Source organism: Streptococcus parasanguinis, from assembly GCF_016648925.1.
Taxonomy (GTDB): Bacteria; Bacillota; Bacilli; order Lactobacillales; family Streptococcaceae; genus Streptococcus.
In genome coordinates, this window is record NZ_JACLQX010000006.1 from 33,324 (window position 1) to 55,320 (window position 21,997).

A 21,997-nucleotide genomic window follows, 5' to 3' on the forward strand; every position below is an offset into this window, starting at 1 on the left:
CTAAAAGACTTACTTAGAGTTGCCTACATTTTCTCCACCTCTTTCATTCTTTCTTGATTCAGTTCTTGACGCAATTGGCTCACTTGATTAGACAAGGATACCAACAATTCGGTTTGCAACTTTTGAATTTCCAGCAAATCCGTCTGGTCTTGCTGCACCATATGGTCAATTTTCGTATGCAACAAACGAATTTCCCGTTCAGACTCCATATTGACGTTAAAGTCATTTCGCGCTTGCAGGCGATCATAATCTGCTGCCCTGTTTTGGCTCATCATGATCAAAGGAGCTTGAATCGCCGCAATCGTAGAAAGTGCTAGATTCAGCAAGATGAAAGGATAAGGGTCAAAATTCCAGCCAAAGGGATGCAAAACATTGATCAACATCCAGATAGCCATCATCATGATGAAGCTAATAATAAAGGTCCAAGAACCACCGAAGCGCGCAACCGAATCCGCCACACGCTGACCGAAGGTATAGCTGGCTGTCAAGCGGTCTTCAACGTTAAAGGGACGCTCGCTTTCGGGCATGACAGCTGTTACCTGCTGTTTAATCGCATCATTTTTATCATTGGCACGATCAATAATCTGACCTAGATAATCCATACAATATTGGCTCAAATTTTTATAGGTGATAAAATCATCCATTTGACTTTCCGGGTAGGAGGTCTTGAGCATCTGTTGAATGCTATGGTCTAGATCTGCGATCAAAGACCCCTGACCATCCTCGTATTCTTTCCCATCAATGATATCTATTTTCAGCATTGAAATTCCTTTCATAGTTTTTAGGAGCAGATATAAAAGTTAAAAACGCCTAATGGCGTTTTTACGTCTATTAAGGTTTGATACGATGCAACATACGTGGGAACGGAATGGCTTCACGGATGTGTTTAGTACCAGCTGCGAAGGTTACCATACGCTCGATACCGATACCAAATCCACCGTGTGGGACTGTACCGTATTTACGAAGATCAAGGTAGAATTCATACTCTGTAAGATCCATGCCAAGAGATTCCATCTTCGCAACAAGGGCGTCGTAGTCTTCCTCACGCATAGATCCACCGATGATTTCCCCGTAGCCTTCTGGTGCGAGCAAATCTGCACAAAGCACGCGGTCTGGATTACCAGGAACTGGCTTCATGTAGAAGGCTTTGATATCTGATGGATAGTTGATCACGAAGGTTGGTACACCAAAGTGGTTTGAAATCCATGTTTCATGTGGTGAACCGAAGTCATCTCCATGTTCCAAATGCTCGTAATCAGCATCTTCATCGTTTTCATGCTCTTGCAAGAGATCAATCGCTTCATCGTAAGTGATGCGTTTGAATGGTTCAGCAATGTAGCGTTTCAAGAGCTCCGTATCACGCTCCAATGTTTCCAAGGCTTGAGGAGCACGGTCCAAGACACCTTGAAGAAGAGCCTTGACATAAGCTTCCTGCAAATCAAGTGACTCATCGTGTGTCAAGTAAGAGTACTCAGCGTCCATCATCCAGAACTCAGTCAAGTGACGACGAGTTTTTGATTTTTCAGCACGGAATACTGGACCAAAGTCAAAGACGCGACCAAGGGCCATAGCACCAGCTTCAAGGTAAAGCTGACCGGATTGACTCAAGTAGGCTGGTGTTCCGAAGTAGTCTGTTTCGAAAAGTTCTGTAGAATCTTCTGCAGCATTTCCTGAAAGAATTGGACTATCAAACTTCATGAAGCCATTCTTATCAAAGAACTCATAAGTTGCATAGATGATAGCATTACGAATTTGCATCACGGCTACTTGCTTACGTGAACGCAACCACAAGTGGCGGTTGTCCATCAAGAAGTCTGTCCCGTGTTCTTTAGGAGTGATTGGGTAATCTTGAGATTCACCGATCACTTCGATGTCTGTAATATCCAATTCGTAACCAAATTTAGAACGCTCGTCTTCTTTGACAATACCAGTCACAAACACTGATGTTTCTTGGCTCAAGCGTTTGATGGTATCAAATTTTTCAAGCCCCACTTCTTCGCCGAATTTTTCGATAAAGTTTGGTTTAAAAGCCACACCTTGGAAAAAGGCAGTCCCGTCACGCAATTGCAAGAAAGCAATTTTTCCTTTACCTGATTTGTTGGCCACCCAAGCACCGATGGTCACTTCTTGACCAACATAGTCTTTTACTTCGATGATAGTAATCCGTTTTGTCATCATTCATCTTCCTTTTCTCGTTAAACTTGTCCGAAGACATTATCTTCTTAATTGTATCATAAAAAGGCTTTCAGTGCTAGGCTCTACCTGTGAAAACCAGATTTTTTTTAAAGAAAAAGATCCTCAGCTCATTACTAAGGATCTTGCGATTTTATTTTTCCATAAAGGCCTTGAGGCGGCGAACAGCCTCTTTCAGGGTGTCCAAATCTGTCGCATAAGACAAGCGAACATTTTCAGCGGCACCAAAGCCAGCTCCCGTTACTAAAGCAACCTCTGCTTCTTCTAAAATTGCTGTAGTAAATTCCGTCACATCTGTATAGCCCTTCATCTCCATGGCCTTCTTGACATTTGGGAAGAGATAGAAGGCTCCTTGAGGTTTGATGGCTTCAAAACCAGGTACTTCATTCAACAAAGGATAAATAGTATTCAAGCGTTCTTCAAAAGCTTGACGCATGATCTCAATAGAAGATTGGTCTCCTGTGAGGGCTTCGATTGCGGCATATTGGGAAACGGTTGTTAAGTTGGAAGTTGTTTGGCTGATCACCTTGGCCATAGCTCCGATAATCTCTGGATCACCCACTGCAAAACCAACCCGCCAACCAGTCATAGCATAGGTTTTAGAAACTCCGTTGATCACGATAGTTTGCTTGCGAATCGCTTCTGATAAGCTAGAAATGGGCGTAAAGGTGTTGCCATTGTAAACCAATCGACCATAGATATCATCCGCTAAAATCAAGATATCATGTTCGACAGCCCAATTTCCGATTGCTTCGAGTTCTTCTTTACTGTAGATCATTCCTGTTGGATTGGATGGCGAATTCAGCAAGACAACCTTGGTCTTGTCTGTCCGTGCTGCTTCCAGTTGCTCTACCGTTGCCTTGAAGTGATTTTCTTCTGTTGTTTGGAAAGTAACAGGTGTGCCTTCTACCATCTTAACCTGGTCTACATAAGAAACCCAGCAAGGGGTTGGAATGATGACTTCATCACCTGGATTGATGACAGAAGTAAAGAAGGCATAGAGGATAAACTTAGCACCAGTACCGACCACAACCTCATTTCGGTTCACTGCATAGCCATAAAACTCTTTCATATAGTCGCTAATGGCATCCTTCAATTCTGGAAGTCCAGATGCGACCGTATAAAAGCTAGCGCGACCATCCTCGATGGATGCGACTGCTGCTTCTTGAATATTTTTTGGAGTCGCAAAGTCAGGTTGACCAAGGGTCAAACTTAAGATATCACGACCTTCTGCTGCCAAAGCTTTGGCACGCGCATTTGCAGCCAAGGTCACACTTTCTTCCATTTCCAATACACGATTTGATAATTTCATATTTCCTCCTCAAATCCTAAAAAACACCGGTGACTTTTCCAGTCTTAAAATCCACCACATAATAGGAGCTCCCGGCCTTGACTTCCCAGATCGGTTTGCCTTTAAAGCGTCCAAAAGTTACCCGATCAATCGCGTCCTGACTCTTCACTTTGACGACAGAAGCTGCCTCTTTGGAGCTAACTCCTTCTTTCAAAGGGTAGGTATAGACTGCATCATCCGCCTGCGCCACCAAAACCGCTAGTCCTTGCCCCTCTTGGTCCTTTCCAATAAAGGAAAGATAGGCTTCTTTGCCATGAAAGAAACTCTCCGTCTCAATGGTAGCAATCGAAGAGTGAGACAGAGCTATTTTTCTTGCTTGCGCCATTTGATCCTGCATGTGATCAGAAGTTTTTTCAGCAAGAAATAGCCAAGAAAAAAGGATCGTCAATACTAAGATACAGATTCCTATTATATGTTGCCATATTATAAAAAGATTATTTTTCTGTTTCACTCCCTCATTATACACCAAAGCCACCTAGAATTCTATAGATTTTCAAGAAAGAATTGTTACTAATATTTCATACCTGTTACAATGTTTTAGTATAAAATTGTTTGATAAACAAAGTAAAATTAACATCTATGCTATCATTTGTTGATAGTTTAATAACTTTGTCACAATTTTGTAACTAATTTGAAAATAAAATTAAACGACAGAAATACTATTTATTGATAAAATATAGATATGGAAAATTTAAAGAGATTATTCAAAGAAGCAAACGTAGATTTAAAAACCATGATCGTCTTCCACAAGGCAGAACGATTGATCCGTGCCTCTGAGGCTCATATCTTTAAAAAGCACCAGTTGACACCAACTCAATTCTCTGTACTTGAGACCTTGTACAGCAAGGGCGATCTCCGCATTCAAGATCTGATTGATAGCATTCTTGCGACCTCTGGAAATATGACTGTGGTTATTCGCAATATGGTCCGCGATGGTTGGATTACACGCGAAACCGATCCAGAAGATCGCCGTGCTTATCTTGTATCTATTACAGATGCCGGTCGTAAAAAGATCGAAGAAGCTCTTCCAGATCATATCAAAAATATTCAACGCTTGATGCAAGTCTTTAATAGTGGCGAGCAAGCTGAGTTGACAGAACTCTTGAAGAAATTCAAACATATCGCCTAAGCCTACTGCTCAAGACGATTCTGACTCCAAAATCCTCTATTTTGGAGTTTTCATCGTGCATTCTCTTTATCTAACAGTTCAAAAAAATATTCCTGACGCTTCTCAGGAATATTTTTATTTATTCTTTCACAAAGACCCATTCCTTCTCTTGCGATAAATCCTCACGATAAGAGAAACCTGCTACTTCTAGTGATTTCAGAGCTTCTAGATGGATGATTTCTTCCTTCATCATAGCTGTCACCATGGCACCACGTGCTTTCTTTGAAATCGTCGAGTGAATTTTTAGTGTCCCACCACGATTCTCCATGAATTTGATCCGAATCATTCGCTCACGAGTGGCTTTTGAAAAGACCTGTTCAAACTCAGAAGACAAAAGGGATAGGATCTGCTCCTCACCTTCTACTGCCTGATCATAGTCCTCTTTCCAGAATGCCTTTAGAGATTTTCCAGTTGGTTTTAGCTTCATCATAAAATCCAAGCGATGGGGCGCAATCCCTTCATAGGCAGGTAGTACACCGTATAAAGCGGTCGTGATTAACAAATGCTCCTGCAGATAAGCCTGCTCTTTTTCGGATAAGTCTTGACGCTCGATACTACGATACATAAGGCCATCAAACAATTCCAAAGCAGGATAGGTTTTAGCACTCCCAGCTAACAAAGCCTCAATTCTTTCTTTTTCTACTTGAGCTCTTTCCTCTGAGATCCCGTAAAAGGTCGCTAATTCTTCTAGGGAGAATGCCTTCAAAGCTTGGAGGATGGTTTTTGTGTTCTCTGACAAGGGTTGGGGCTCGACGATACGAGCCTGTTCGTTCAGTTCTTTGGCGGATGGAATTAATAGTTTCATAGGTCTATTGTACCATATTTTTCAAATTTTCTTGACAGGAGTTTTTATTAATGTTATTATCTAGTTATGAAAACTAGATTAAAGAAAGGTGAAGATTTCGTGTCCACTTTTTCCTATCCAACGTGGGAGCAACTGCCTGAGCTAGACCTCTATCTCGATCAGGTCCTACTTTATGTCAATAAAACCTGTGCACCTGTTCTCTCTTCTTCAGATAAGGGCTTGACGGCTGCTATGATCAACAATTACGTAAAACATGGCTATGTCGAAAAACCAGATAAGAAGAAATACCAGCGTAGACAGGTGGCTCGCTTGATCGCTATTACAACCTTAAAAACGGTCTTTTCTATTCAGGAGATCGCTTCTACCTTAAATTTCTTGCAGGACCAGGCGAGTTCAGATCTTCTCTATAATAGCTTTGTCGCTTATCTCAATGAGCAAAAAGAGCCGATCGCTCCTATTATTCGCTCTGCCTGTCAGACGGTTCAACTTTATCTTGAAACCCTATCTTATATTCAACCAGTAAAAACGGAGGAAGAAACTGATGAATTACACCATGAAACTAAGTAAAAAATTATCCTTTGGAGAAGAGATCGCAAATAGCGTAACACACGCTGTTGGCGCCCTTCTCATGTTGATCTTACTTCCGATCTCAGCAGTCTATAGCTTTGAGCAACATGGTCTGCTCAGTGCTTTTGGGACTTCTATCTTTGTGATCAGTCTCTTTTTGATGTTTCTGTCTTCGACCGTCTACCATGCCATGTCTTACGATTCACCTCAAAAGTATGTGCTTCGCATTATCGACCATTCCATGATCTACATTGCGATCGCAGGTAGTTACACACCAGTTGTCCTTACCTTGATGAACAACTGGATGGGCTACAGCATTATTTTGATCCAATGGGGAACCACCATCTTTGGTATTCTCTACAAAATCTTTGCCAAAAAAGTCAATGAAAAATTCAGTCTGGCTCTTTACTTGATCATGGGCTGGTTGGTCATCTTTATTATTCCCCAAATCGTTAGCCAAACCAATCCGATCTTCTGGGGTCTCATGCTCATGGGCGGTCTGTGCTACACGGTTGGAGCTGGCTTTTATGCTAAGAAAAAACCATACTTCCACATGATTTGGCACCTCTTCATCCTTGCAGCTTCTGCTCTTCAGTATTTAGCGATTGTATACTTTATGTAATACGCTCACCACTCTTATGAGTGGTTTTTTTTTGATTTTTTCTGTACAATAGAAAAAAACTGTATGGGGACAGTCGGAATGAAGACGAGCAAATACCAACAAATTATCGATTTCTTAAAAGAAGCTATTCAAGATGGAGAACTGGAAACTGGACAAAAAATTCCTTCTGTTCGCCAGTTAGCTAGTCAATTTTCTTGTAGTAAGGACACGGTGCAACGGGCCTTGCTGGACTTGACTTACCAGCACTTCCTCTATGCTAAGCCTCAGAGTGGCTACTATGTTTTGGAGCAAGAACCTGATCGACATGAGGATCTTCCACTAAAATTAGAGAAAGACCGCAACCAGGCTTTCGAGGACTTCCGAACCTGTATCAATGAAACCTTGATTGGACGGGAGAATTATCTCTTCAATAACTTTTCGGACCAAGCAGGATTACTAGAGGTACGCCAATCGATCCAAGACTTATTGAAGGAAGAAGGTATTTATACGACTGCGGATCAGATTGTTTTGACTGCTGGTACCCAGCAGGCGCTCAATATCCTCAGCCAGATTGACTTTCCCAATAAAAAGTCTCAGATCTTGATCGAGCAACCGACTTATCATCGGATGAACCAACTCTTAGATTCGCAGCAACTTGCCTACCGTACCATTCAACGAAATTTAATGGGAATTGATCTCGAGGAACTTGAAGAGATTTTCAAAAGTGGCCATATCAAATTCTTCTACACGATCCCTCGTTTTCACTATCCGCTCGGTCATAGCTATTCGACCAAGCAGAAAGAAGCGATCTTGCAACTAGCTGACCAATATGATGTTTACCTTGTTGAGGACGACTATCTTGGAGATCTTGATGGCAGCAATGCTCCTTCTTTTCATTATTTGGATCAAAAGAACCGTGTCATCTATATCAAATCTTTTTCGACCAATCTCTTTTCTGCTCTTCGCATCACTTCCATGATCCTTCCCCAAGCCCTTCTAAAGCCGGTCTTAACCTATAAGACGATTCTGGACTATGATAGCAATCTCATCATGCAAAAGGCCTTGAGTCTCTACATTGATAACGGTATGTATCTGACCAATAAAAAGCGACTCCTAGCCAGAAAAAGAGAGGTAGAAGCCAGTCTAAAGACCTTGATGGCCCAGTCTCCTCTTCTTCCCCATCTGACCCTGACCCACGATGGGATCCTTCTAGGACTCAGCCAAGTTCAATCCCTTGCTGCCTTAAAACACAGTGGACTCCCGCTTGATTTCTTTGAAGCAGCCTACATCACTTCTTGTCCTTATCAACTCGCCAAGATCAAATCGGCAGATGTGACCAATGTTTTACCAAAGCTTACGCCTTTTTTTGAAAGAGAAACCCTCGTATAGACTATACGAGGGTTTTTCTTATTTCTTTAATTGCTCATAGATCAGTTTAGCATTTTGAAGGCCGATCCGATAATCGAGGCGAATCAGGCGAATCGCTTCCATCTCTGGTTCTTTGAGGTACTTCTCTTTTTGTTCCTTAGAAATACTACCTGGTTTAAGAAGATAGTGAGTGAATTGATTTCTGACTTTATTGAGCTCAACTTGAAGGGTGAAATAAAGTCCAAATAAGACAATCACAACTCCCATCATGATCAGATCGTTTGACATGGTTTATGCTCCCTTTTTCTGTTCTTTTCTTTATTTTACAGCTTTCAAGAAAGAAAAACAAGGTTAAATTTGCATTTAGACCTTGTTTATCCTTATTTCATCATACCAGCCTGGAGGTCATACATTTTCTTATACGTTCCTCCTAGAGCAATGAGTTGGTCGTGGTTGCCTGATTCGATGATTTTTCCTTTATCGAGAACATAGATGCAATCGGCATCTTGGATGGTAGAAAGGCGATGGGCAATGGCAATGGTTGTCCGCCCTTGGCGCATCTTCTTCAGAGAATTTTGGATCATCTCTTCCGTCTCTTGGTCGATATTGGCAGTGGCCTCATCCAAAATGAGGATCTTAGGCTGGGCAGCAATGGTCCGAGCAAAAGCCAGAAGCTGACGCTGACCAGTCGATAAGGTAGAACCCCGCTCTGTTACCGGATGATCATAGCCACCGGGTAGACTCTCAATAAAGTCTGCTACATCCACAAATGCAGCTGCTTGTCGGATTTCCTCATCTGTCAGTTCTTCATGATACATTCGGATATTAGAAGCAATGGTTCCATGATAGAGGAAGGGTTCTTGCAACACTAAACCGATGGACTTGCGCAAGGCTTCCTGGCTGTAGTTCTTGATATCCTGTCCATCAATCAAGATCTGGCCACGATCAAATTCATAAAAGCGCATGAAGAGATTGATAATAGAGGATTTACCAGAACCAGTATGACCAACAAAAGCGATGGTTTGTCCGTTTTTAACCTCAAAGGAGATATCTTTTAGGACATCCCGTTTGCCATCATAAGAAAAAGATACATGGTCAAAGCGAATATCTCCCCGCTCGATTTCTTTCAGGCTACCAGCTTGCTTTGGCTCGTAGTCATCTCGATCCATCATTTCAAAGACACGCCCTGCAGAAATGGTTGAGGTCTGCAAGGTTGCAAAATTTTGGGTGACATCAATCAAGGGCTGGAAAAGCTGGCTAACATACTGGATAAAGGCATAGATAAGACCTGCTGTAAAGCCAGAGGACTGCCAATTTAGGCCGAAAAAGGTTAGAATAACCGCATAAGCCAGAACCTGTAACAGGGTCATAGCTGGCCTCAAAAAGAGGGAATTGACATCCACAGATCGGTTGGCATAGTCTAAATGTTCCCCATTTATCTGTTCGAATTCATCCGTCAAGCGCTTTTCTTGACGAAAGGCCTGTACGATCCGCATTCCTTCAATGGATTCCGATAATTTCACATTGATATCTGATAATTTTTGTCGTGTCATCTTGACCAAGCGATTGGATAACTTGCGATAGAGACGAATGGAAAACCAAATAATGGGAAGAAAAGGCAGGATCCAAATAGTCAAATGCCAGTCCAAGCTAAACATGGTTACAAGAGTGACTAGAAAGAGTAAAAAGGATGAAACCAGGCTTGAAAAGACCGTAGAAAACATGTCTGCGACTGCCTGGGTATCATTGGTCACGCGCGAAACAATCGAACCTGCTGCTGTCTGGTCATAAAAGGACATACCCAGCCTTTGAAGATTTTGGAAAATATCTAGACGAATGTCTCTTACGATAGAATTGGATACACGCGCAAAGGTTAACTGACTCAGATAAGTTGCCAGCACGCGCCCAATGAATAACCCATAGTAGAGAATCAAAAACTGAAAAGCTGTCAAAACTGGTGAGCCTGCTTCTGTTGGATCCACTAGGTGGTCAATATACCAGCGAGCTGCAAGTGGGATCGCCGTCAATAACAGACTAGTTAGAAAGGTAAAGGCTAAGGCTAGGGCTGTTAGCCATTTATAACGCCACATGTAAGTCAAGAGCCGCTTCATCACATGAGCTTCAGATGTTTTCATTCAGCTTTCCCTCCATTTCTTCTGATAATTGTTGGGCTTGGTAGGTTTCATAGTACCAACCTTTTTGAGCCATTAATTCCTCGTGATTTCCTCGCTCCTTGATCTGTCCATTCTCCATTACTAGAATCAAATCCGCATGAACGATCGCTGATAGGCGGTGGGCTGTAATGATCGTTGTTTTCCCCTTGCGTTCTAGCTTCATATTTTCAATGATTTGGTGCTCCGTTTTAGCATCTACTGCAGACAGGGAATCATCCAGAATCAAGATCTCAGGATTCATGACCAATGCTCGACTCATGGCAATTCTTTGCTTTTGCCCGCCAGAAAGAGAGACCCCTCTCTCTCCTAACACTGTCTCCATCTGGTCTGGCATGACCAGAATATCCTCATAGACTCCACAAGTTCTCAGAGCCTTCATTACCTCTTCTTCCTCGATCTGTGGATCTGAAAAAGCTACATTCTCACGAATGGTCATGGCAAAAAGGATCTGATCCTGAGGGACATAGCCGATCAAGCTTCGAAGATCCTCTAAGCGATAATGTTTGATGGAGATTCCATTGAGCAAAATATCTCCCTGCTCCAAGTCATGCTCTCTAAGCAAGAGACGCAACAAGGTAGTCTTTCCAGATCCAGTTGGTCCTACAATTCCAAGGGTTTGCCCTTTTTCTAAATGAAAGGCAACCTTCTCAAGGACAGGCTCTTTCTCATAGGCGAATTCTTCAATGTCATATTCCAAATCTCCGTTTTGAATGACTGTAACTGGTTGACTTGGATCTTGGATATCAGGTGTTTCTGCTAAAAGTGTCTCAATCCGATCATAGGAGACGCTAGCACGCTGACTAATATTAAACAAGAAGCCCATGGCTTGAAGGGGCCAGACGAGCATATTGAGATAGGTAATAAAGGTTACGATTTGTCCAACCGTCAGGCTTCCTTCCTGAACAAATAGCCCCCCGAAGTAGAGCGTCAAAACATAGGAGAGACCTACAAAAAGAAGAGTGGTCGGATCAAACAAAGCATTGTAACCGGCGGAAGTCATATTTTTTTGAAAGACCATTTGATTGGTTTTTTCAAAAGCCTGAATCTCATCTGCCTGAAAGCCAAAGGATTTGGTCACCTTGACTCCTGATACTGATTCCTGAACAAAGTTGTTCAGCTCTGAGAAGCCTTCTTGGGCCTCTTTGAAGGCTTTGTGGTTTTTGCGGCCAATAGCTGAAGTCACTACCACCATAACCGGTAGGGGCAAAATAGCCAAGAGGGTTAAGCGCCAATCAATCATGAAAAACATGCTGACTAGAGTCACCAAGGCCGTCACGGAAGCATCCACTGCAGACATAACGCCGCCACCAGCAAACATGGTTACCGCATTGATATCATTAGTAGCATGGGCCATGAGATTCCCTGTCCGATAACGCTGATAAAAAGACGGAGACATGAGCGTAAATTGCTTGAACAAACGGTAACGCAAGATCCGAGCCAACTTATTGGCCGTCCCAAAAATATAGCGTCTCCAAATAAAACGAAGGCCATACATAGCAAGAGCTGCGAGGACCAAAAGGGCGATATCCACAACTAACTGCCCCAGTGTCAGCCTTCTTTTATCGATCAAATCGATCACAAGGCCCATGATTCTTGGAGGAATGAGATTTAAAAAGCTAACCAAGATCAAGGCCCCTATCCCGATCAAGTATCGCTTCTTCTCTAAATTAAAAAACCAAGATAATTTCCTCAACAGATTCATCTTATTTCCCCTTTTTTGTGAGTTGCCAACTACTATCCACTAGAGCAAACAACTCCTCATCAGCAATTGTTCCATCTAAGGGGATACTCACCCAATATTTTTTATTCATATGAAAAGCTGGATAAATCCCCTTCTGCTGGATGAAACGGGCTACTTGATCAGACTTAACATTCAAAACTTCTATTTTCCCAGACTTGCCAGCATCTAGTTTTTTCCAATCAATGGTCATAAAGACACCATACCACTTGAGGGTGTCTCGGTGGCGAATGGCACCAGATTCTGGAGATCTCTCCCACAAATACTCAATCGTTCCCTGATAGTACAGAGAGATATAGGCCATGAGACGCTTGGCTTGAGGATAGAGAAATTTCTCTACCTCAAAACAAGCTTGGCGAATCCTTGCAAGACTTTCCTGACAAGCTTCTCTGACTTGGCCAACGAAATTTCCTTGTAGCTGTTCCTGATGGATCTGGATATACTCGTCCCCTGTATCCTGATCATAGACCTGAAAAGATATCTTCTGGTCGCAGACACGGACCTTTAAGAGAAAAGAGTCCGATAAGACGGGACACTGGTACTCATAGCCTGCCCCTCTCTTTTCAAATCCAAAAGCCAATCCCTTTTCTGGCTGAAAGGTGTATCGGTCAAAATAATGCTCTAAAAACATTTTCTCTCCCTTATTCATTTTTGCACTAGAAGAGGCTGGAAACAACGTCTCCAACCTTGATAACGGATCTTCAAAACTACTTCAGGCAGTGAGCGTTTCTTTTTTAAAACACGATGCGCGTGCCATGCAGTTGACAAACACCCAATTGCTCCAAAAAGAGCTGACGATTGTCAAGGGTCACACCTCCACCTGGTAGGATCTGAATCTTTCCCTTAGCCGCATCTAATAAACGATGATAGTGTGCAAAACGTTGCTCTAGTGGGTCACCTGGACTTCCAGCTCGTGTTAAAATGCGGGCTACACCCTGATCAGAAAGCCACTCAATCGCTTCTAGCTGATCTGTATGAGCTAACTCATCAAAGGCCATATGAAAGACCACCTCTGCCTCTCCACAGGCTGCAAGTAAAAGCTGCATGACCCTCTTGTCCAACTTTCGATCACTCGTCAGCGCACCCAGCACAAAACAAGTAACCCCTATTTCTTTCGCAGCACGAATATCCGTCAGCATAGCTTCGACTTCCAGATCAGTATAGACAAAATCGCCACCTCGGGGTCGGATAATGACACATAGATCCACGGACTTCTCTCTTGTCAGTTTGATTGCTTCATTGATCACACCTATACTAGGTGTGGTCCCTCCTACTGCCAGGTTATCGCACAGTTCAATGCGACCTGCCCCAGCAGCAATCGCCTTATCAATATAAGTTAAATTCTCTGCACAAAATTCAAAGACAAGCATGACAACTCCAATTACAAAGACTTAAAACAAGGATATACTAACGGTTACCTTAGCATTGCCATTTTCCACTCTCGCTTTTGAGATGCTATAGCCTGCTTGAGGGATATCAAGGGTGATTTGATCACCATTCACTGTGAAGCCGCCTCCATTTTGATTGGATTGATCCTTCAAATAGTTGAGAACCAAGAATTTTGGAATGGGCATTTTCCCTAATTTAGCACCGGTCACAGTCAAATTCATGACATTGTTTTCGACTTGACCGGTCATGGTTAAATCTAGATAGCTATCGACTGGCCCTAATGATACAGGAACTTTGACGTGAAGGTCATTGCCATCCATTCCTAGTGACATCTTTTGATAGTCAGAATTGTCAAGGGCGGATCCAGCACTTGTTTTTACGACCTGACTTAATTGTACAGAATTGAGACTTAGCTCAGTTGAGACCCCATCAGTGCTCACAGAAGCATTTGAAACTGCATTTTGAGCCAGCTCAATCAAAGAACTCCCTGCCTGCACATTTCTCAGCTGCTCCCCTTCAGGAATAGATCCAGGAACCAACAGGACCACTAATAAAATAAATAAAACGATCACCATGCCAATCAGGCGTCTCATCCACTTAAACATCTGCTCCTCCAATACGTGTAAAGTTGTATTCTTATTGTACCTTAATTCTAAAGAAATTGCGACTAAGAGGGGCCTTTAGAAAGCAAAAGAGAGCGTGGGACAGAAATCGGTAATTCGTTAGAATTCGATTTCGTCGTCCCACCTCCGCACAGTTGAGTAGGGCTGTAAAAGCTGATAAAATCAGCGTAGTAGAGCCCACTCAACCACTGCGTCTTACTCGACAATCCAAAAACAATTGAGAGGCTAGGACTTTTGTCCCAACCTCTCTCTGTGCATTATTTCGATTTAATGTAGTTAACACCATCTGCTTTTGGCGCAACTGCTTGTCCGAAGAAGGCTGCCAAGACAACCATGGTCAAGACATAAGGCGCAATTTGCAAGTAGATGGGTGGGATACCTTTAAGCAAAGGCAATTGATTCCCGATAACAGCCAAACTTTGTGAAGCTCCAAAGAAGAGACTAGCAAGCATAGCCCCGATTGGGTTCCATTTCCCGAAGATCATAGCCGCAAGGGCGATAAATCCAGGACCTACAATAGTCGTCACCGCGAAGTTAACAGAAACTGACTGAGCGTAAATGGCTCCTCCGATTCCTGCAAGGGCACCTGAGATCATCACTCCTAAGTAGCGCATTCTATATACATTGATTCCCAATGTATCTGCTGCTTGTGGGTGTTCCCCAACTGAACGAAGACGCAATCCAAACTTCGTCTTGAACATGATAAACCAAGCAAAGAATGAAAATAGAATCGCAACCCAGCCGATGATGCTGGCATTGTTGAAGAAAATATCCCCAATGACCGGAATTTTAGATAAGACTGGAATAGATGTTTTCCCAAAGGCAACTTTGATATTATCAGTTTGTCCCTTGTTATACATCGCTTTGACAAGAAAGACTGCCAATGGAGGTGCCATCAAGTTCAATACTGTACCTGAGACGATATGGTCAGCACGGAAATGAATGGTTGCCACCGCGTGGATCAAGGAGAAGAGTACTCCAATTCCTGCAGCAACGATCAAGGACAACCATGGTGTCAAACTTCCTAACTCAGGCTCAAAAGTCAAGTTAAAGATAATACCTGAGAAGGCTCCCATAACCATGATTCCTTCCAGACCAACGTTAACAACCCCAGCGTGTTCTGAGTATGCTCCTCCGATACTTGTGAAGATCAGCGGCGCTGCATACACAATCATAGAGGAAACAAGAATACTTAAAATCGTTACAATACTCATTAGTTTGCTCCTCCTTTTTTAGCTGAACGCATCGAGATCATCTTTTCAATAATGTAGTGGGCACATACGAAGAAGATAATAGATGCTGTCACAATTTGAACGACTTCTTCAGGGATTGCAGCTGGCTTCATACCAACTCCCCCAATTTGAAGTGCACCAAACAAGAAGGCAGCAAATGGAATACCAATTGGTGAATTCATCGCAAGAAGGGCTACGGCCATTCCGTTAAATCCAACACTCATCGAGCTGGTTTGAACGTAGACATTTGAGTAAATCCCCAGACCTTCTGCTACCCCACCGATACCAGCAAGAGCACCAGAAATGATCATAGAAAGGATAATGGTCCGTTTTGCAGACATCCCTGCATATTCCGCAGCATTCGCATTGAGACCAACGGCACGGATTTCAAAACCAAGTGTAGTTTTCTTCATCAAGAACCAGATGACCACCAATGCGATGATGGCAAAGAAGATCCCGATGTTCATTTGTGATTTGTCCGTCAAATTACGCAACCACTCTGTCTGATAGACAGCGTTGGCTCCCACATCAATGGTTGAGTCCTTGTTTTCCATCAAGGAAGCTGGGAAGCTATGAATCAAGGCATTCCCACCATAGAGAACAATGTAGTTCATCATAATGGTGATGATGACCTCACTGGTTCCGAGATAGGCACGAAGGAAACCAGGAATCGCTCCAATAAATCCACCTGCGATCGCCGCAATCAAAACGGTCATCGGAATCATCAGTAAGCGAGGCATATTTGGGAAGGAAAGGGCAAACCAAGTCGCCATGATCCATCCTGCAAAAGCCTGACCAGGAAGTCCAACGTTAAAGAAGCCGGCCCGGCTGGCTACTGAAAACCCAAGAGCAACTAAAATCAGTGGCCCCATGGCACGGGAAATATTTCCCCAACTCTTAATCGAACCAAAGGCTTTCTTAAACAACAATTCATATCCCCAAAGGGCATCATAGCTGAAGGCCCACATAATAATGGCACCCAAGACCAATCCTAAAAGGACAGACACCAATGGAACGGCAATTTGTTTTAAATTCTTATTCATTTGATGCTCCCTCCTTTACTTGTCCTCCTGCCATGAGGATTCCAAGTTCTTGCTTATTCGTTGTTTCAGGGGTTACGATCCCTTGGATCTTCCCATCATGAATAACCGCAATACGGTCAGAAACATTCAAAATTTCATCTAATTCAAAGCTGACAACCAGAACGGCTTTCCCATTATCCCGTTCTTGAATCAAACGTTTGTGGATATATTCAATCGCTCCAACGTCCAATCCACGAGTTGGCTGGCTGACGATCAAGAGATCTGGATCGCGATCGATTTCGCGAGCGATAATGGCTTTTTGCTGATTTCCTCCAGAGAGAGCCTTAGCAGGTACCACTTCACTGGCTGCACGAACGTCAAACTCTTCCATGAGCTTCTTGGCATAAGAGGTAATATTTGGATAATTCAAGATACCATTCTTGCTAAGAGGTTCTTTATAATAGGTTTGAAGGGCAATGTTTTCGGAGATCATCATATCAAGGACCAAACCATCCCGGTGACGGTCTTCAGGGACGTGCCCTACCTTCATTTCTGTGATTTGACGTGGACGAAGTCCTACAACGTCCTTGCCTTTAATCTTGATTGAACCAGATTTTACCTTCCGTAGACCTGTAATCGCTTGGATCAACTCAGATTGACCATTTCCATCAATCCCTGCAATCCCAACGACTTCACCAGCACGAAGTTCCAGTGACAAATTCTTAACAGCTGGGACTCCCCGGTTTTCGTTTACAACCAAGTTTTCAATCGACAAGACAACTTCTTTTGGTTCAGAAGGACCTTTTACAGTCTTAAAGGAAACAGAACGGCCGACCATCATTTCGGCCAAGTCTTGGTTAGTAGCTCCACCAATCTCGACTGTTTCAATAGATTTCCCACGGCGGATAACCGTTACGCGGTCTGAAACAGCACGGATTTCATCCAACTTGTGCGTAATCAAGATGATAGATTTTCCTTCATTCGCCAAGTTCTTCATGATTGTCATCAATTCTTCGATTTCAGCTGGTGTCAACACCGCAGTTGGTTCATCGAAGATCAGGATGTCGGCTCCACGATAAAGCGTCTTTAAGATTTCCACACGTTGTTGCGCACCAACGGAAATATCCTCAACTTTGGCATTTGGATCTACTGCCAAGCCATATTTTTTAGACAACTCAAGGATATCTTGACTGGCTTTTTTAAGGTCCAAAACACCATGTTTAGTGGTTTCAGAACCAAGGATAATATTTTCAGCAACAGTGAAAGCTTCAACCAACATAAAGTGTTGGTGTACCATTCCAATTCCTAAAGAAGCTGCTTTTGAAGGTGAGTCTAGGTTAACAGTTTTTCCATTTACCACGATGTCTCCGCTTGTTGGTTCCAATAAACCAGCCAGCATATTCATCAGTGTAGATTTCCCTGCACCATTTTCTCCAAGAAGTGCATGGATTTCACCTTTGCGCAACTGAAGATTAATCTTATCATTTGCTACAAAGTCACCAAATTTTTTGGTAATCTCACGCATTTCGATGACATATTCATGTGTCATGGGGTGTTTCCTTTCAAAATTTTTTTATTTCAATAAAATCTGCTAGGTGACTAACAGATTTTATTGAGACAAAAATGTCTCACTTTAAAAGAAACGGCCCTTAAAGGGAGGGCCGCTCCAATCAAATATTATTTTTCAGGAACTTTAAGAGACCCATCAAGGATTTTAGCTTTAGCATCTTCTACAGCTTTTTTAGCATCTGCAGAAAGGTTGTCAGTTGTCAAATCAACTCCACCATCTTTCAAGCTATAAGTAATCACTTTACCGCCAGGGAATTTACCGTCAGCAGCTTTCTTAGCTAAGTCTTTTACAGATTCTCCGACTTTCTTCAAGCTTGAAGCCAATACGAAGTTAGATTTTTTGCCATCTTTAGAAGTGTATTCACCTTCAGCTTTTTGGTCACGGTCAACCCCAAGAACCCAAACTTTTTCGTCTTCATTTTTCTTCTCGTTCAAGTCTTTAGCTTCAGAGAAGACACCTGCACCAGTACCACCAGCTACTTGGTAGATAACGTCTGCACCTGCAGCGTATTGTGCAGCGGCAATTGTTTTACCTTTAGCAGAGTCACCGAATGAACCAGCGTAGTCTACTTGAACTTTGATAGATGGGTCAACAGATTTAACACCAGCTTCAAATCCAGCGCGGAAACGAGTGATAACTTCACTTTCCATACCACCTACAAAACCAACTTGTTTAGTTTTTGTAGTTTTTGCAGCAGCGATACCAGCAAGGTAACCAGCTTCGTTATCGGCATAAACAGCAGATGCTACGTTCTTTTGTCCTTCAATACGGTCATCGATGATGACATAGTTCACATCTTCGTTGTCTTTTGCAGCTTTTTTAATAGAGTCGCTCAAGGCAAAACCAACACCAAAGATCAATTTGTAGTCGTTAGAAACAGCTTCATCAAGGTTTGTCGCATATTGAGATTGATCTGTTGATTGGAAGTAGTCAAATCCGTTCCCTTTAGAAAGACCGTTTTCTTTACCCCAAGCTTGCAAACCTTCCCAAGCAGATTGGTTGAATGATTTGTCATCCACACCACCAGTATCGGTAACGATAGCAGCTTTCAAATCTGTTTTAGATTCTGAGTTTGCGCTATCTTTTTTAGACGCACGATTTCCACATGCTGCAAGTCCGATAGCAGCGACAGTTACTAGACCAAGGCCTAGCCATTGTTTCTTGTTCATTACTGAACCTCCTAAATTATTGTGCAACATTGTTGCGAAGTATTGAAAGGGTCAAAAGACCGCCTCACAGACCTATAAAGTCAGGTCTGTAAAGGAATATGGAAGTAATTCCTTGACCGTCATCACGACCGTCGATTTATCTTTAGATACTAAGGTTACAGGAAGGTCTGGCTCAAAAAATTCAGCCATGACCTGGCGACAAGCACCACACGGAGAGATGGGCTTTTCTGTTTGCCCGTAGATAATGAGCTCTTGAAACTCACGAGCTCCTTCAGAAACAGCTTTAAAAATGGCTGTCCGTTCTCCACAGTTGGTCAAACCAAAACTGGCATTTTCGATATTGACACCTGTATAGATTTCTCCATCCTTCGTTAGCAGTACAGCTCCAATTGGGAAATGAGAGTAAGGCACATAGGCTTGTTTACTCACTTCAACTGCTAAGTTGATCAACTCAGTAGTCGCCATGAGCCACCTTACCTTCCATGATGGCTACACCAGAAGAAGTCCCGATACGGGTCGCACCAGCTTCGATAAAAGCAAGAGCATCTTCATAAGAGCGAGCACCACCAGAAGCTTTAACACCCATGTCGGGTCCAACAGTTTGACGCATTAAGGCCACATCTTCTACCGTTGCTCCTCCAGTTGAAAAGCCAGTTGAAGTCTTCACAAAGTCTGCGCCAGCTGACTTAGCAATTTGGCAAGCAACGATCTTTTCATCATCTGTTAAGAGACAAGTCTCAATGATGACTTTGACGAGCTTATCACCGCTCGCTTCGACTACAGCTTGGATATCTTCCTCAACTAGTGCTAAATTCTTAGACTTAAGAGCCCCGATATTAATGACCATGTCAATCTCATCGGCACCATTTTGAATCGCATTTTTTGTTTCACACGCTTTGACAAATGGTGTATTTGCTCCCAAAGGAAAACCAATGACGGTACAAACTTTAACGTCTGAATCACGCAAGCCCTCAGCCGCAAAATTCACCCATGTCGGGTTCACACAGACACTCGCAAAATCATAAGCCTTGGCTTCTTCGATCAGCTTTTCGATCTGTTCTTGTTGTGCATCTGGTTTTAAAAGAGTGTGATCGATATATTTATTTAACTTCATACAATCTCCTGAGCTGCTTAAGATATTATTTCAATAATTTCTTTAACGCTTTCAGCCCTTTCTAGTATTTTAACATTTTTTTTAAATTCTGTAACTCTTTCTTGTGAATTTTTTTCATTCATGAAAATACGGGCAATGCGTTCCCCTTTTTTGACGTGCTCTCCCACTTTTTTGTCAAACACAATTCCTGTTTCGTAATCGAGGGGATCTGATTTGACAGCACGGCCAGCACCCAAGCGCATGGCAAACAAGCCAAACTCCATGGCAGGTAAAGCAGCAATGACGCCATCTTGGTTCGCTGTTACTTCAAGGACCTGATCCACTTTAACGGGACGATGCAAATCTTCTAAGTCTCCACCTTGAGCCACCACCATTTCTTCAAACTTCGCTAAAGCTTGACCATTGGTCAAGTGTTCATGGATGGCTTCAATCGATTGTTCTACATTGGCCAATTTCAACATGATTTGCGCTAATTCACAAATAAACTCAGTTACGTCCGCTCGGCCCTGCCCTTTCAGAATATCCAAGGCTTCCAAAATCTCTAAACGATTACCAATGCTGGTTCCCAAAGGTTGGCTCATATCTGTAATGACAGCGATGGTTTTCCGACCCACTGCATTTCCAAGATCCACCATGGTACGGGCTAAGCGACGAGCATCCTCAATATTCTTCATAAAGGCACCCTCGCCCACTGTCACGTCCAAAAGAATGGCATCCGCACCAGCAGCAATTTTCTTACTCATGACGGAGCTAGCAATCAAAGGAATGGTATCCACTGTCGCTGTCACGTCCCGAAGAGCATACAAGAGTTTGTCTGCTTTTACGAGTTGGTCGGATTGACCAATGACCGATAAGCCGATCTCCTGCACCTGCTGGATAAATTCCTCTTGAGTCCGTTCAATCTGAAAGCCTTTAATGGATTCCAACTTATCGATGGTTCCACCCGTGTGGCCTAAGCCACGACCACTCATTTTAGCAACCGGCACACCAAAACTTGCAACCAAAGGCACCAAGACCAAGGTCACCTTGTCTCCGACACCACCAGTCGAGTGTTTGTCCACCTTGATCCCTGGAATAGCTGACAGATCAAACTGTTGCCCTGTTTGGACCATCTTCATGGTCATATGAGAGATTTCTTCTGTCGTCATCCCTTTAAAATAAACGGCCATAGCAAAAGAAGACATTTGGTAATCTGGTACTGTTCCAGCCACATAGCCCTCAATCAGCCATTCAATTTCTTCCTTGTTTAAGGCAAGACCATCTCTTTTTTTCTGAATGATATCTACCGCTCTCATGATTCTTTCTCACTTCTTAAAATATAATAGCCTTTGTCTTTTTTTACGATCTCACAATTTCCAAACGTCTCTTCCATCTTGACCTTAGCGCTGGGAGCCCCTTGTTTTTTCTGAATGACAATGGTCAAATCTCCACCTGGTTTCAAATGTTCAAAACTACCCGTAATCACTTGGTGAACCACTTTCTTACCAGCTCGGATCGGCGGATTACTGATCACATGGTCAAAAAACCCTTCAACCGCTTCATAGACATCCGAAGAAAAGATCTGAGCTTCCACGCCATTTCGGCTGGCATTTTTCTTAGCCAAGTCTAGCGCCCGCTCATTGACATCCACCATGGTCACGGCGACTCCCTGTGCTTTAGCTAGAGAGAGGCCAATTGGACCATAGCCACAACCGACATCAAGAACGCTTTCCCCTCCTTGGAAATCCAGGGTTGATAAGAGCACCTGACTTCCATAATCTATCATTTTTTTACTAAAGACGCCCGCATCTGTATAGAAATTCATCTTTTGTCCCAATAAAACAACAGCCAGATCATGAATATCATGGGCTGCATCTGGGTTTATATCGAAATACATTTTACTCATAAGGTTATTTTATCATAATTCATTCGTT

Annotated in this window: 23 protein-coding genes; 4 read left to right on the top strand and 19 right to left on the bottom strand. The window is 42.9% G+C overall.

The features are described from left to right. Positions 1-23 precede the first annotated feature (23 nt). The 4 genes from H7T97_RS03345 to H7T97_RS03360 all read right to left on the bottom strand — a co-directional run bounded on the left by H7T97_RS03345 (position 24) and on the right by H7T97_RS03360 (position 3,869). Positions 24-761 (bottom strand): DUF1003 domain-containing protein, encoded by a 738-nt coding sequence (locus tag H7T97_RS03345; protein WP_049506463.1) that lies wholly within the window; start codon positions 759-761, stop codon positions 24-26. Between the two features lie 70 nt (positions 762-831). Then, the gene (gene asnS / locus H7T97_RS03350) at positions 832-2,178 is read right to left on the bottom strand and encodes an asparagine--tRNA ligase (RefSeq protein WP_021153339.1); all 1,347 of its coding nucleotides are present in this window, start codon (positions 2,176-2,178) and stop codon (positions 832-834) included. A gap of 148 nt (positions 2,179-2,326) precedes the next feature. Beyond that, positions 2,327-3,505, bottom strand: coding sequence for a pyridoxal phosphate-dependent aminotransferase (locus H7T97_RS03355; RefSeq protein WP_201089413.1), 1,179 nt, complete (start codon positions 3,503-3,505; stop codon positions 2,327-2,329). Positions 3,506-3,521: 16 nt separating this feature from the next. Then, positions 3,522-3,869, bottom strand: coding sequence for a cell wall elongation regulator TseB-like domain-containing protein (locus H7T97_RS03360; RefSeq protein ID WP_239665654.1), 348 nt, complete (start codon positions 3,867-3,869; stop codon positions 3,522-3,524). 357 nt (positions 3,870-4,226) lie between these two features. Between H7T97_RS03360 and H7T97_RS03365 the strand changes: the two genes are divergently transcribed. Next, positions 4,227-4,673 carry a MarR family winged helix-turn-helix transcriptional regulator gene (locus H7T97_RS03365; protein WP_003001765.1) on the top strand — a complete coding sequence of 149 codons (447 nt, stop codon included), beginning with the start codon at positions 4,227-4,229 and terminating at the stop codon, positions 4,671-4,673. A 118-nt stretch (positions 4,674-4,791) separates the two neighbouring features. Here the strand turns inward: H7T97_RS03365 and yaaA are convergent, their stop codons facing one another. Continuing rightward, entirely contained in the window at positions 4,792-5,517 is a 726-nt protein-coding gene (yaaA, locus tag H7T97_RS03370) for a peroxide stress protein YaaA (protein WP_201089415.1), read from the bottom strand. Between the two features lie 66 nt (positions 5,518-5,583). On the opposite strand from yaaA, the gene H7T97_RS03375 reads away from it, so the two are divergent. The 3 genes from H7T97_RS03375 (at position 5,584) to H7T97_RS03385 (ending at position 8,074) form a co-directional block, all read left to right on the top strand. Next, positions 5,584-6,084 carry a DUF1836 domain-containing protein gene (locus H7T97_RS03375; protein WP_049498294.1) on the top strand — a complete coding sequence of 167 codons (501 nt, stop codon included), beginning with the start codon at positions 5,584-5,586 and terminating at the stop codon, positions 6,082-6,084. Then, the gene (gene trhA / locus H7T97_RS03380; protein WP_003011253.1) at positions 6,059-6,706 is read left to right on the top strand and encodes a PAQR family membrane homeostasis protein TrhA; all 648 of its coding nucleotides are present in this window, start codon (positions 6,059-6,061) and stop codon (positions 6,704-6,706) included. Before H7T97_RS03375 ends, trhA begins: the two co-directional genes overlap by 26 nt. A 63-nt stretch (positions 6,707-6,769) precedes the next feature. Beyond that, positions 6,770-8,074: an aminotransferase-like domain-containing protein gene (locus tag H7T97_RS03385; RefSeq protein ID WP_037599328.1), complete on the top strand. Its 1,305-nt coding sequence runs from the start codon at positions 6,770-6,772 to the stop codon at positions 8,072-8,074. Between the two features lie 18 nt (positions 8,075-8,092). Here the strand turns inward: H7T97_RS03385 and H7T97_RS03390 are convergent, their stop codons facing one another. The 14 genes from H7T97_RS03390 to H7T97_RS03455 all read right to left on the bottom strand — a co-directional run bounded on the left by H7T97_RS03390 (position 8,093) and on the right by H7T97_RS03455 (position 21,969). Beyond that, a complete protein-coding gene (locus tag H7T97_RS03390) occupies positions 8,093-8,341 on the bottom strand; it encodes a hypothetical protein (protein WP_023918292.1) in 249 nt (82 codons plus the stop codon). A gap of 92 nt (positions 8,342-8,433) precedes the next feature. Beyond that, a complete protein-coding gene (locus H7T97_RS03395) occupies positions 8,434-10,188 on the bottom strand; it encodes an ABC transporter ATP-binding protein (RefSeq protein WP_023918294.1) in 1,755 nt (584 codons plus the stop codon). After that, positions 10,175-11,929 (bottom strand): ABC transporter ATP-binding protein, encoded by a 1,755-nt coding sequence (locus H7T97_RS03400; protein ID WP_201089417.1) that lies wholly within the window; start codon positions 11,927-11,929, stop codon positions 10,175-10,177. Before H7T97_RS03400 ends, H7T97_RS03395 begins: the two co-directional genes overlap by 14 nt. Position 11,930: 1 nt before the next feature. After that, entirely contained in the window at positions 11,931-12,596 is a 666-nt protein-coding gene (locus H7T97_RS03405) for an MmcQ/YjbR family DNA-binding protein (protein ID WP_049514729.1), read from the bottom strand. A 103-nt stretch (positions 12,597-12,699) separates the two neighbouring features. Then, a complete protein-coding gene (locus H7T97_RS03410) occupies positions 12,700-13,335 on the bottom strand; it encodes a copper homeostasis protein CutC (protein ID WP_201089419.1) in 636 nt (211 codons plus the stop codon). A 21-nt stretch (positions 13,336-13,356) separates the two neighbouring features. Continuing rightward, positions 13,357-13,959, bottom strand: coding sequence for a hypothetical protein (locus H7T97_RS03415; RefSeq protein ID WP_201089421.1), 603 nt, complete (start codon positions 13,957-13,959; stop codon positions 13,357-13,359). 275 nt (positions 13,960-14,234) lie between these two features. Further along, the gene (locus H7T97_RS03420; RefSeq protein ID WP_201089423.1) at positions 14,235-15,191 is read right to left on the bottom strand and encodes an ABC transporter permease; all 957 of its coding nucleotides are present in this window, start codon (positions 15,189-15,191) and stop codon (positions 14,235-14,237) included. After that, positions 15,191-16,252 (bottom strand): ABC transporter permease, encoded by a 1,062-nt coding sequence (locus H7T97_RS03425; RefSeq protein WP_049518412.1) that lies wholly within the window; start codon positions 16,250-16,252, stop codon positions 15,191-15,193. The genes H7T97_RS03420 and H7T97_RS03425 overlap by 1 nt, the downstream gene beginning before the upstream one ends. After that, a complete protein-coding gene (locus H7T97_RS03430; protein WP_049518411.1) occupies positions 16,245-17,780 on the bottom strand; it encodes an ABC transporter ATP-binding protein in 1,536 nt (511 codons plus the stop codon). Before H7T97_RS03430 ends, H7T97_RS03425 begins: the two co-directional genes overlap by 8 nt. Before the next feature lie 128 nt (positions 17,781-17,908). Continuing rightward, positions 17,909-18,970, bottom strand: a complete 1,062-nt coding sequence (locus H7T97_RS03435) for a BMP family lipoprotein (protein ID WP_195487543.1) — start codon at positions 18,968-18,970, stop codon at positions 17,909-17,911. Between the two features lie 72 nt (positions 18,971-19,042). After that, positions 19,043-19,435 (bottom strand): cytidine deaminase, encoded by a 393-nt coding sequence (locus H7T97_RS03440; protein ID WP_201089425.1) that lies wholly within the window; start codon positions 19,433-19,435, stop codon positions 19,043-19,045. Continuing rightward, positions 19,422-20,084 (bottom strand): deoxyribose-phosphate aldolase, encoded by a 663-nt coding sequence (gene deoC, locus H7T97_RS03445; protein WP_021153359.1) that lies wholly within the window; start codon positions 20,082-20,084, stop codon positions 19,422-19,424. The genes H7T97_RS03440 and deoC overlap by 14 nt, the downstream gene beginning before the upstream one ends. Before the next feature lie 17 nt (positions 20,085-20,101). Continuing rightward, the gene (locus tag H7T97_RS03450; RefSeq protein WP_201089427.1) at positions 20,102-21,379 is read right to left on the bottom strand and encodes a pyrimidine-nucleoside phosphorylase; all 1,278 of its coding nucleotides are present in this window, start codon (positions 21,377-21,379) and stop codon (positions 20,102-20,104) included. Further along, on the bottom strand, positions 21,376-21,969 hold the full coding sequence (locus H7T97_RS03455) for a class I SAM-dependent methyltransferase (RefSeq protein ID WP_201089429.1): 594 nt from the start codon (positions 21,967-21,969) through the stop codon (positions 21,376-21,378). The genes H7T97_RS03450 and H7T97_RS03455 overlap by 4 nt, the downstream gene beginning before the upstream one ends. Positions 21,970-21,997 lie beyond the last annotated feature (28 nt).

Coding starts and splice junctions, on each gene's coding strand:
- H7T97_RS03345 (WP_049506463.1), bottom strand. CDS start 761: ATGCTGAAAATAGATATCATTGATGGGAAAGAATACGAGGATGGTCAG.
- asnS (WP_021153339.1), bottom strand. CDS start 2,178: ATGATGACAAAACGGATTACTATCATCGAAGTAAAAGACTATGTTGGT.
- H7T97_RS03355 (WP_201089413.1), bottom strand. CDS start 3,505: ATGAAATTATCAAATCGTGTATTGGAAATGGAAGAAAGTGTGACCTTG.
- H7T97_RS03360 (WP_239665654.1), bottom strand. CDS start 3,869: ATGGCGCAAGCAAGAAAAATAGCTCTGTCTCACTCTTCGATTGCTACC.
- H7T97_RS03365 (WP_003001765.1), top strand. CDS start 4,227: ATGGAAAATTTAAAGAGATTATTCAAAGAAGCAAACGTAGATTTAAAA.
- yaaA (WP_201089415.1), bottom strand. CDS start 5,517: ATGAAACTATTAATTCCATCCGCCAAAGAACTGAACGAACAGGCTCGT.
- H7T97_RS03375 (WP_049498294.1), top strand. CDS start 5,584: ATGAAAACTAGATTAAAGAAAGGTGAAGATTTCGTGTCCACTTTTTCC.
- trhA (WP_003011253.1), top strand. CDS start 6,059: ATGAATTACACCATGAAACTAAGTAAAAAATTATCCTTTGGAGAAGAG.
- H7T97_RS03385 (WP_037599328.1), top strand. CDS start 6,770: ATGGGGACAGTCGGAATGAAGACGAGCAAATACCAACAAATTATCGAT.
- H7T97_RS03390 (WP_023918292.1), bottom strand. CDS start 8,341: ATGTCAAACGATCTGATCATGATGGGAGTTGTGATTGTCTTATTTGGA.
- H7T97_RS03395 (WP_023918294.1), bottom strand. CDS start 10,188: ATGAAAACATCTGAAGCTCATGTGATGAAGCGGCTCTTGACTTACATG.
- H7T97_RS03400 (WP_201089417.1), bottom strand. CDS start 11,929: ATGAATCTGTTGAGGAAATTATCTTGGTTTTTTAATTTAGAGAAGAAG.
- H7T97_RS03405 (WP_049514729.1), bottom strand. CDS start 12,596: ATGTTTTTAGAGCATTATTTTGACCGATACACCTTTCAGCCAGAAAAG.
- H7T97_RS03410 (WP_201089419.1), bottom strand. CDS start 13,335: ATGCTTGTCTTTGAATTTTGTGCAGAGAATTTAACTTATATTGATAAG.
- H7T97_RS03415 (WP_201089421.1), bottom strand. CDS start 13,959: ATGTTTAAGTGGATGAGACGCCTGATTGGCATGGTGATCGTTTTATTT.
- H7T97_RS03420 (WP_201089423.1), bottom strand. CDS start 15,191: ATGAGTATTGTAACGATTTTAAGTATTCTTGTTTCCTCTATGATTGTG.
- H7T97_RS03425 (WP_049518412.1), bottom strand. CDS start 16,252: ATGAATAAGAATTTAAAACAAATTGCCGTTCCATTGGTGTCTGTCCTT.
- H7T97_RS03430 (WP_049518411.1), bottom strand. CDS start 17,780: ATGACACATGAATATGTCATCGAAATGCGTGAGATTACCAAAAAATTT.
- H7T97_RS03435 (WP_195487543.1), bottom strand. CDS start 18,970: ATGAACAAGAAACAATGGCTAGGCCTTGGTCTAGTAACTGTCGCTGCT.
- H7T97_RS03440 (WP_201089425.1), bottom strand. CDS start 19,435: ATGGCGACTACTGAGTTGATCAACTTAGCAGTTGAAGTGAGTAAACAA.
- deoC (WP_021153359.1), bottom strand. CDS start 20,084: ATGAAGTTAAATAAATATATCGATCACACTCTTTTAAAACCAGATGCA.
- H7T97_RS03450 (WP_201089427.1), bottom strand. CDS start 21,379: ATGAGAGCGGTAGATATCATTCAGAAAAAAAGAGATGGTCTTGCCTTA.
- H7T97_RS03455 (WP_201089429.1), bottom strand. CDS start 21,969: ATGAGTAAAATGTATTTCGATATAAACCCAGATGCAGCCCATGATATT.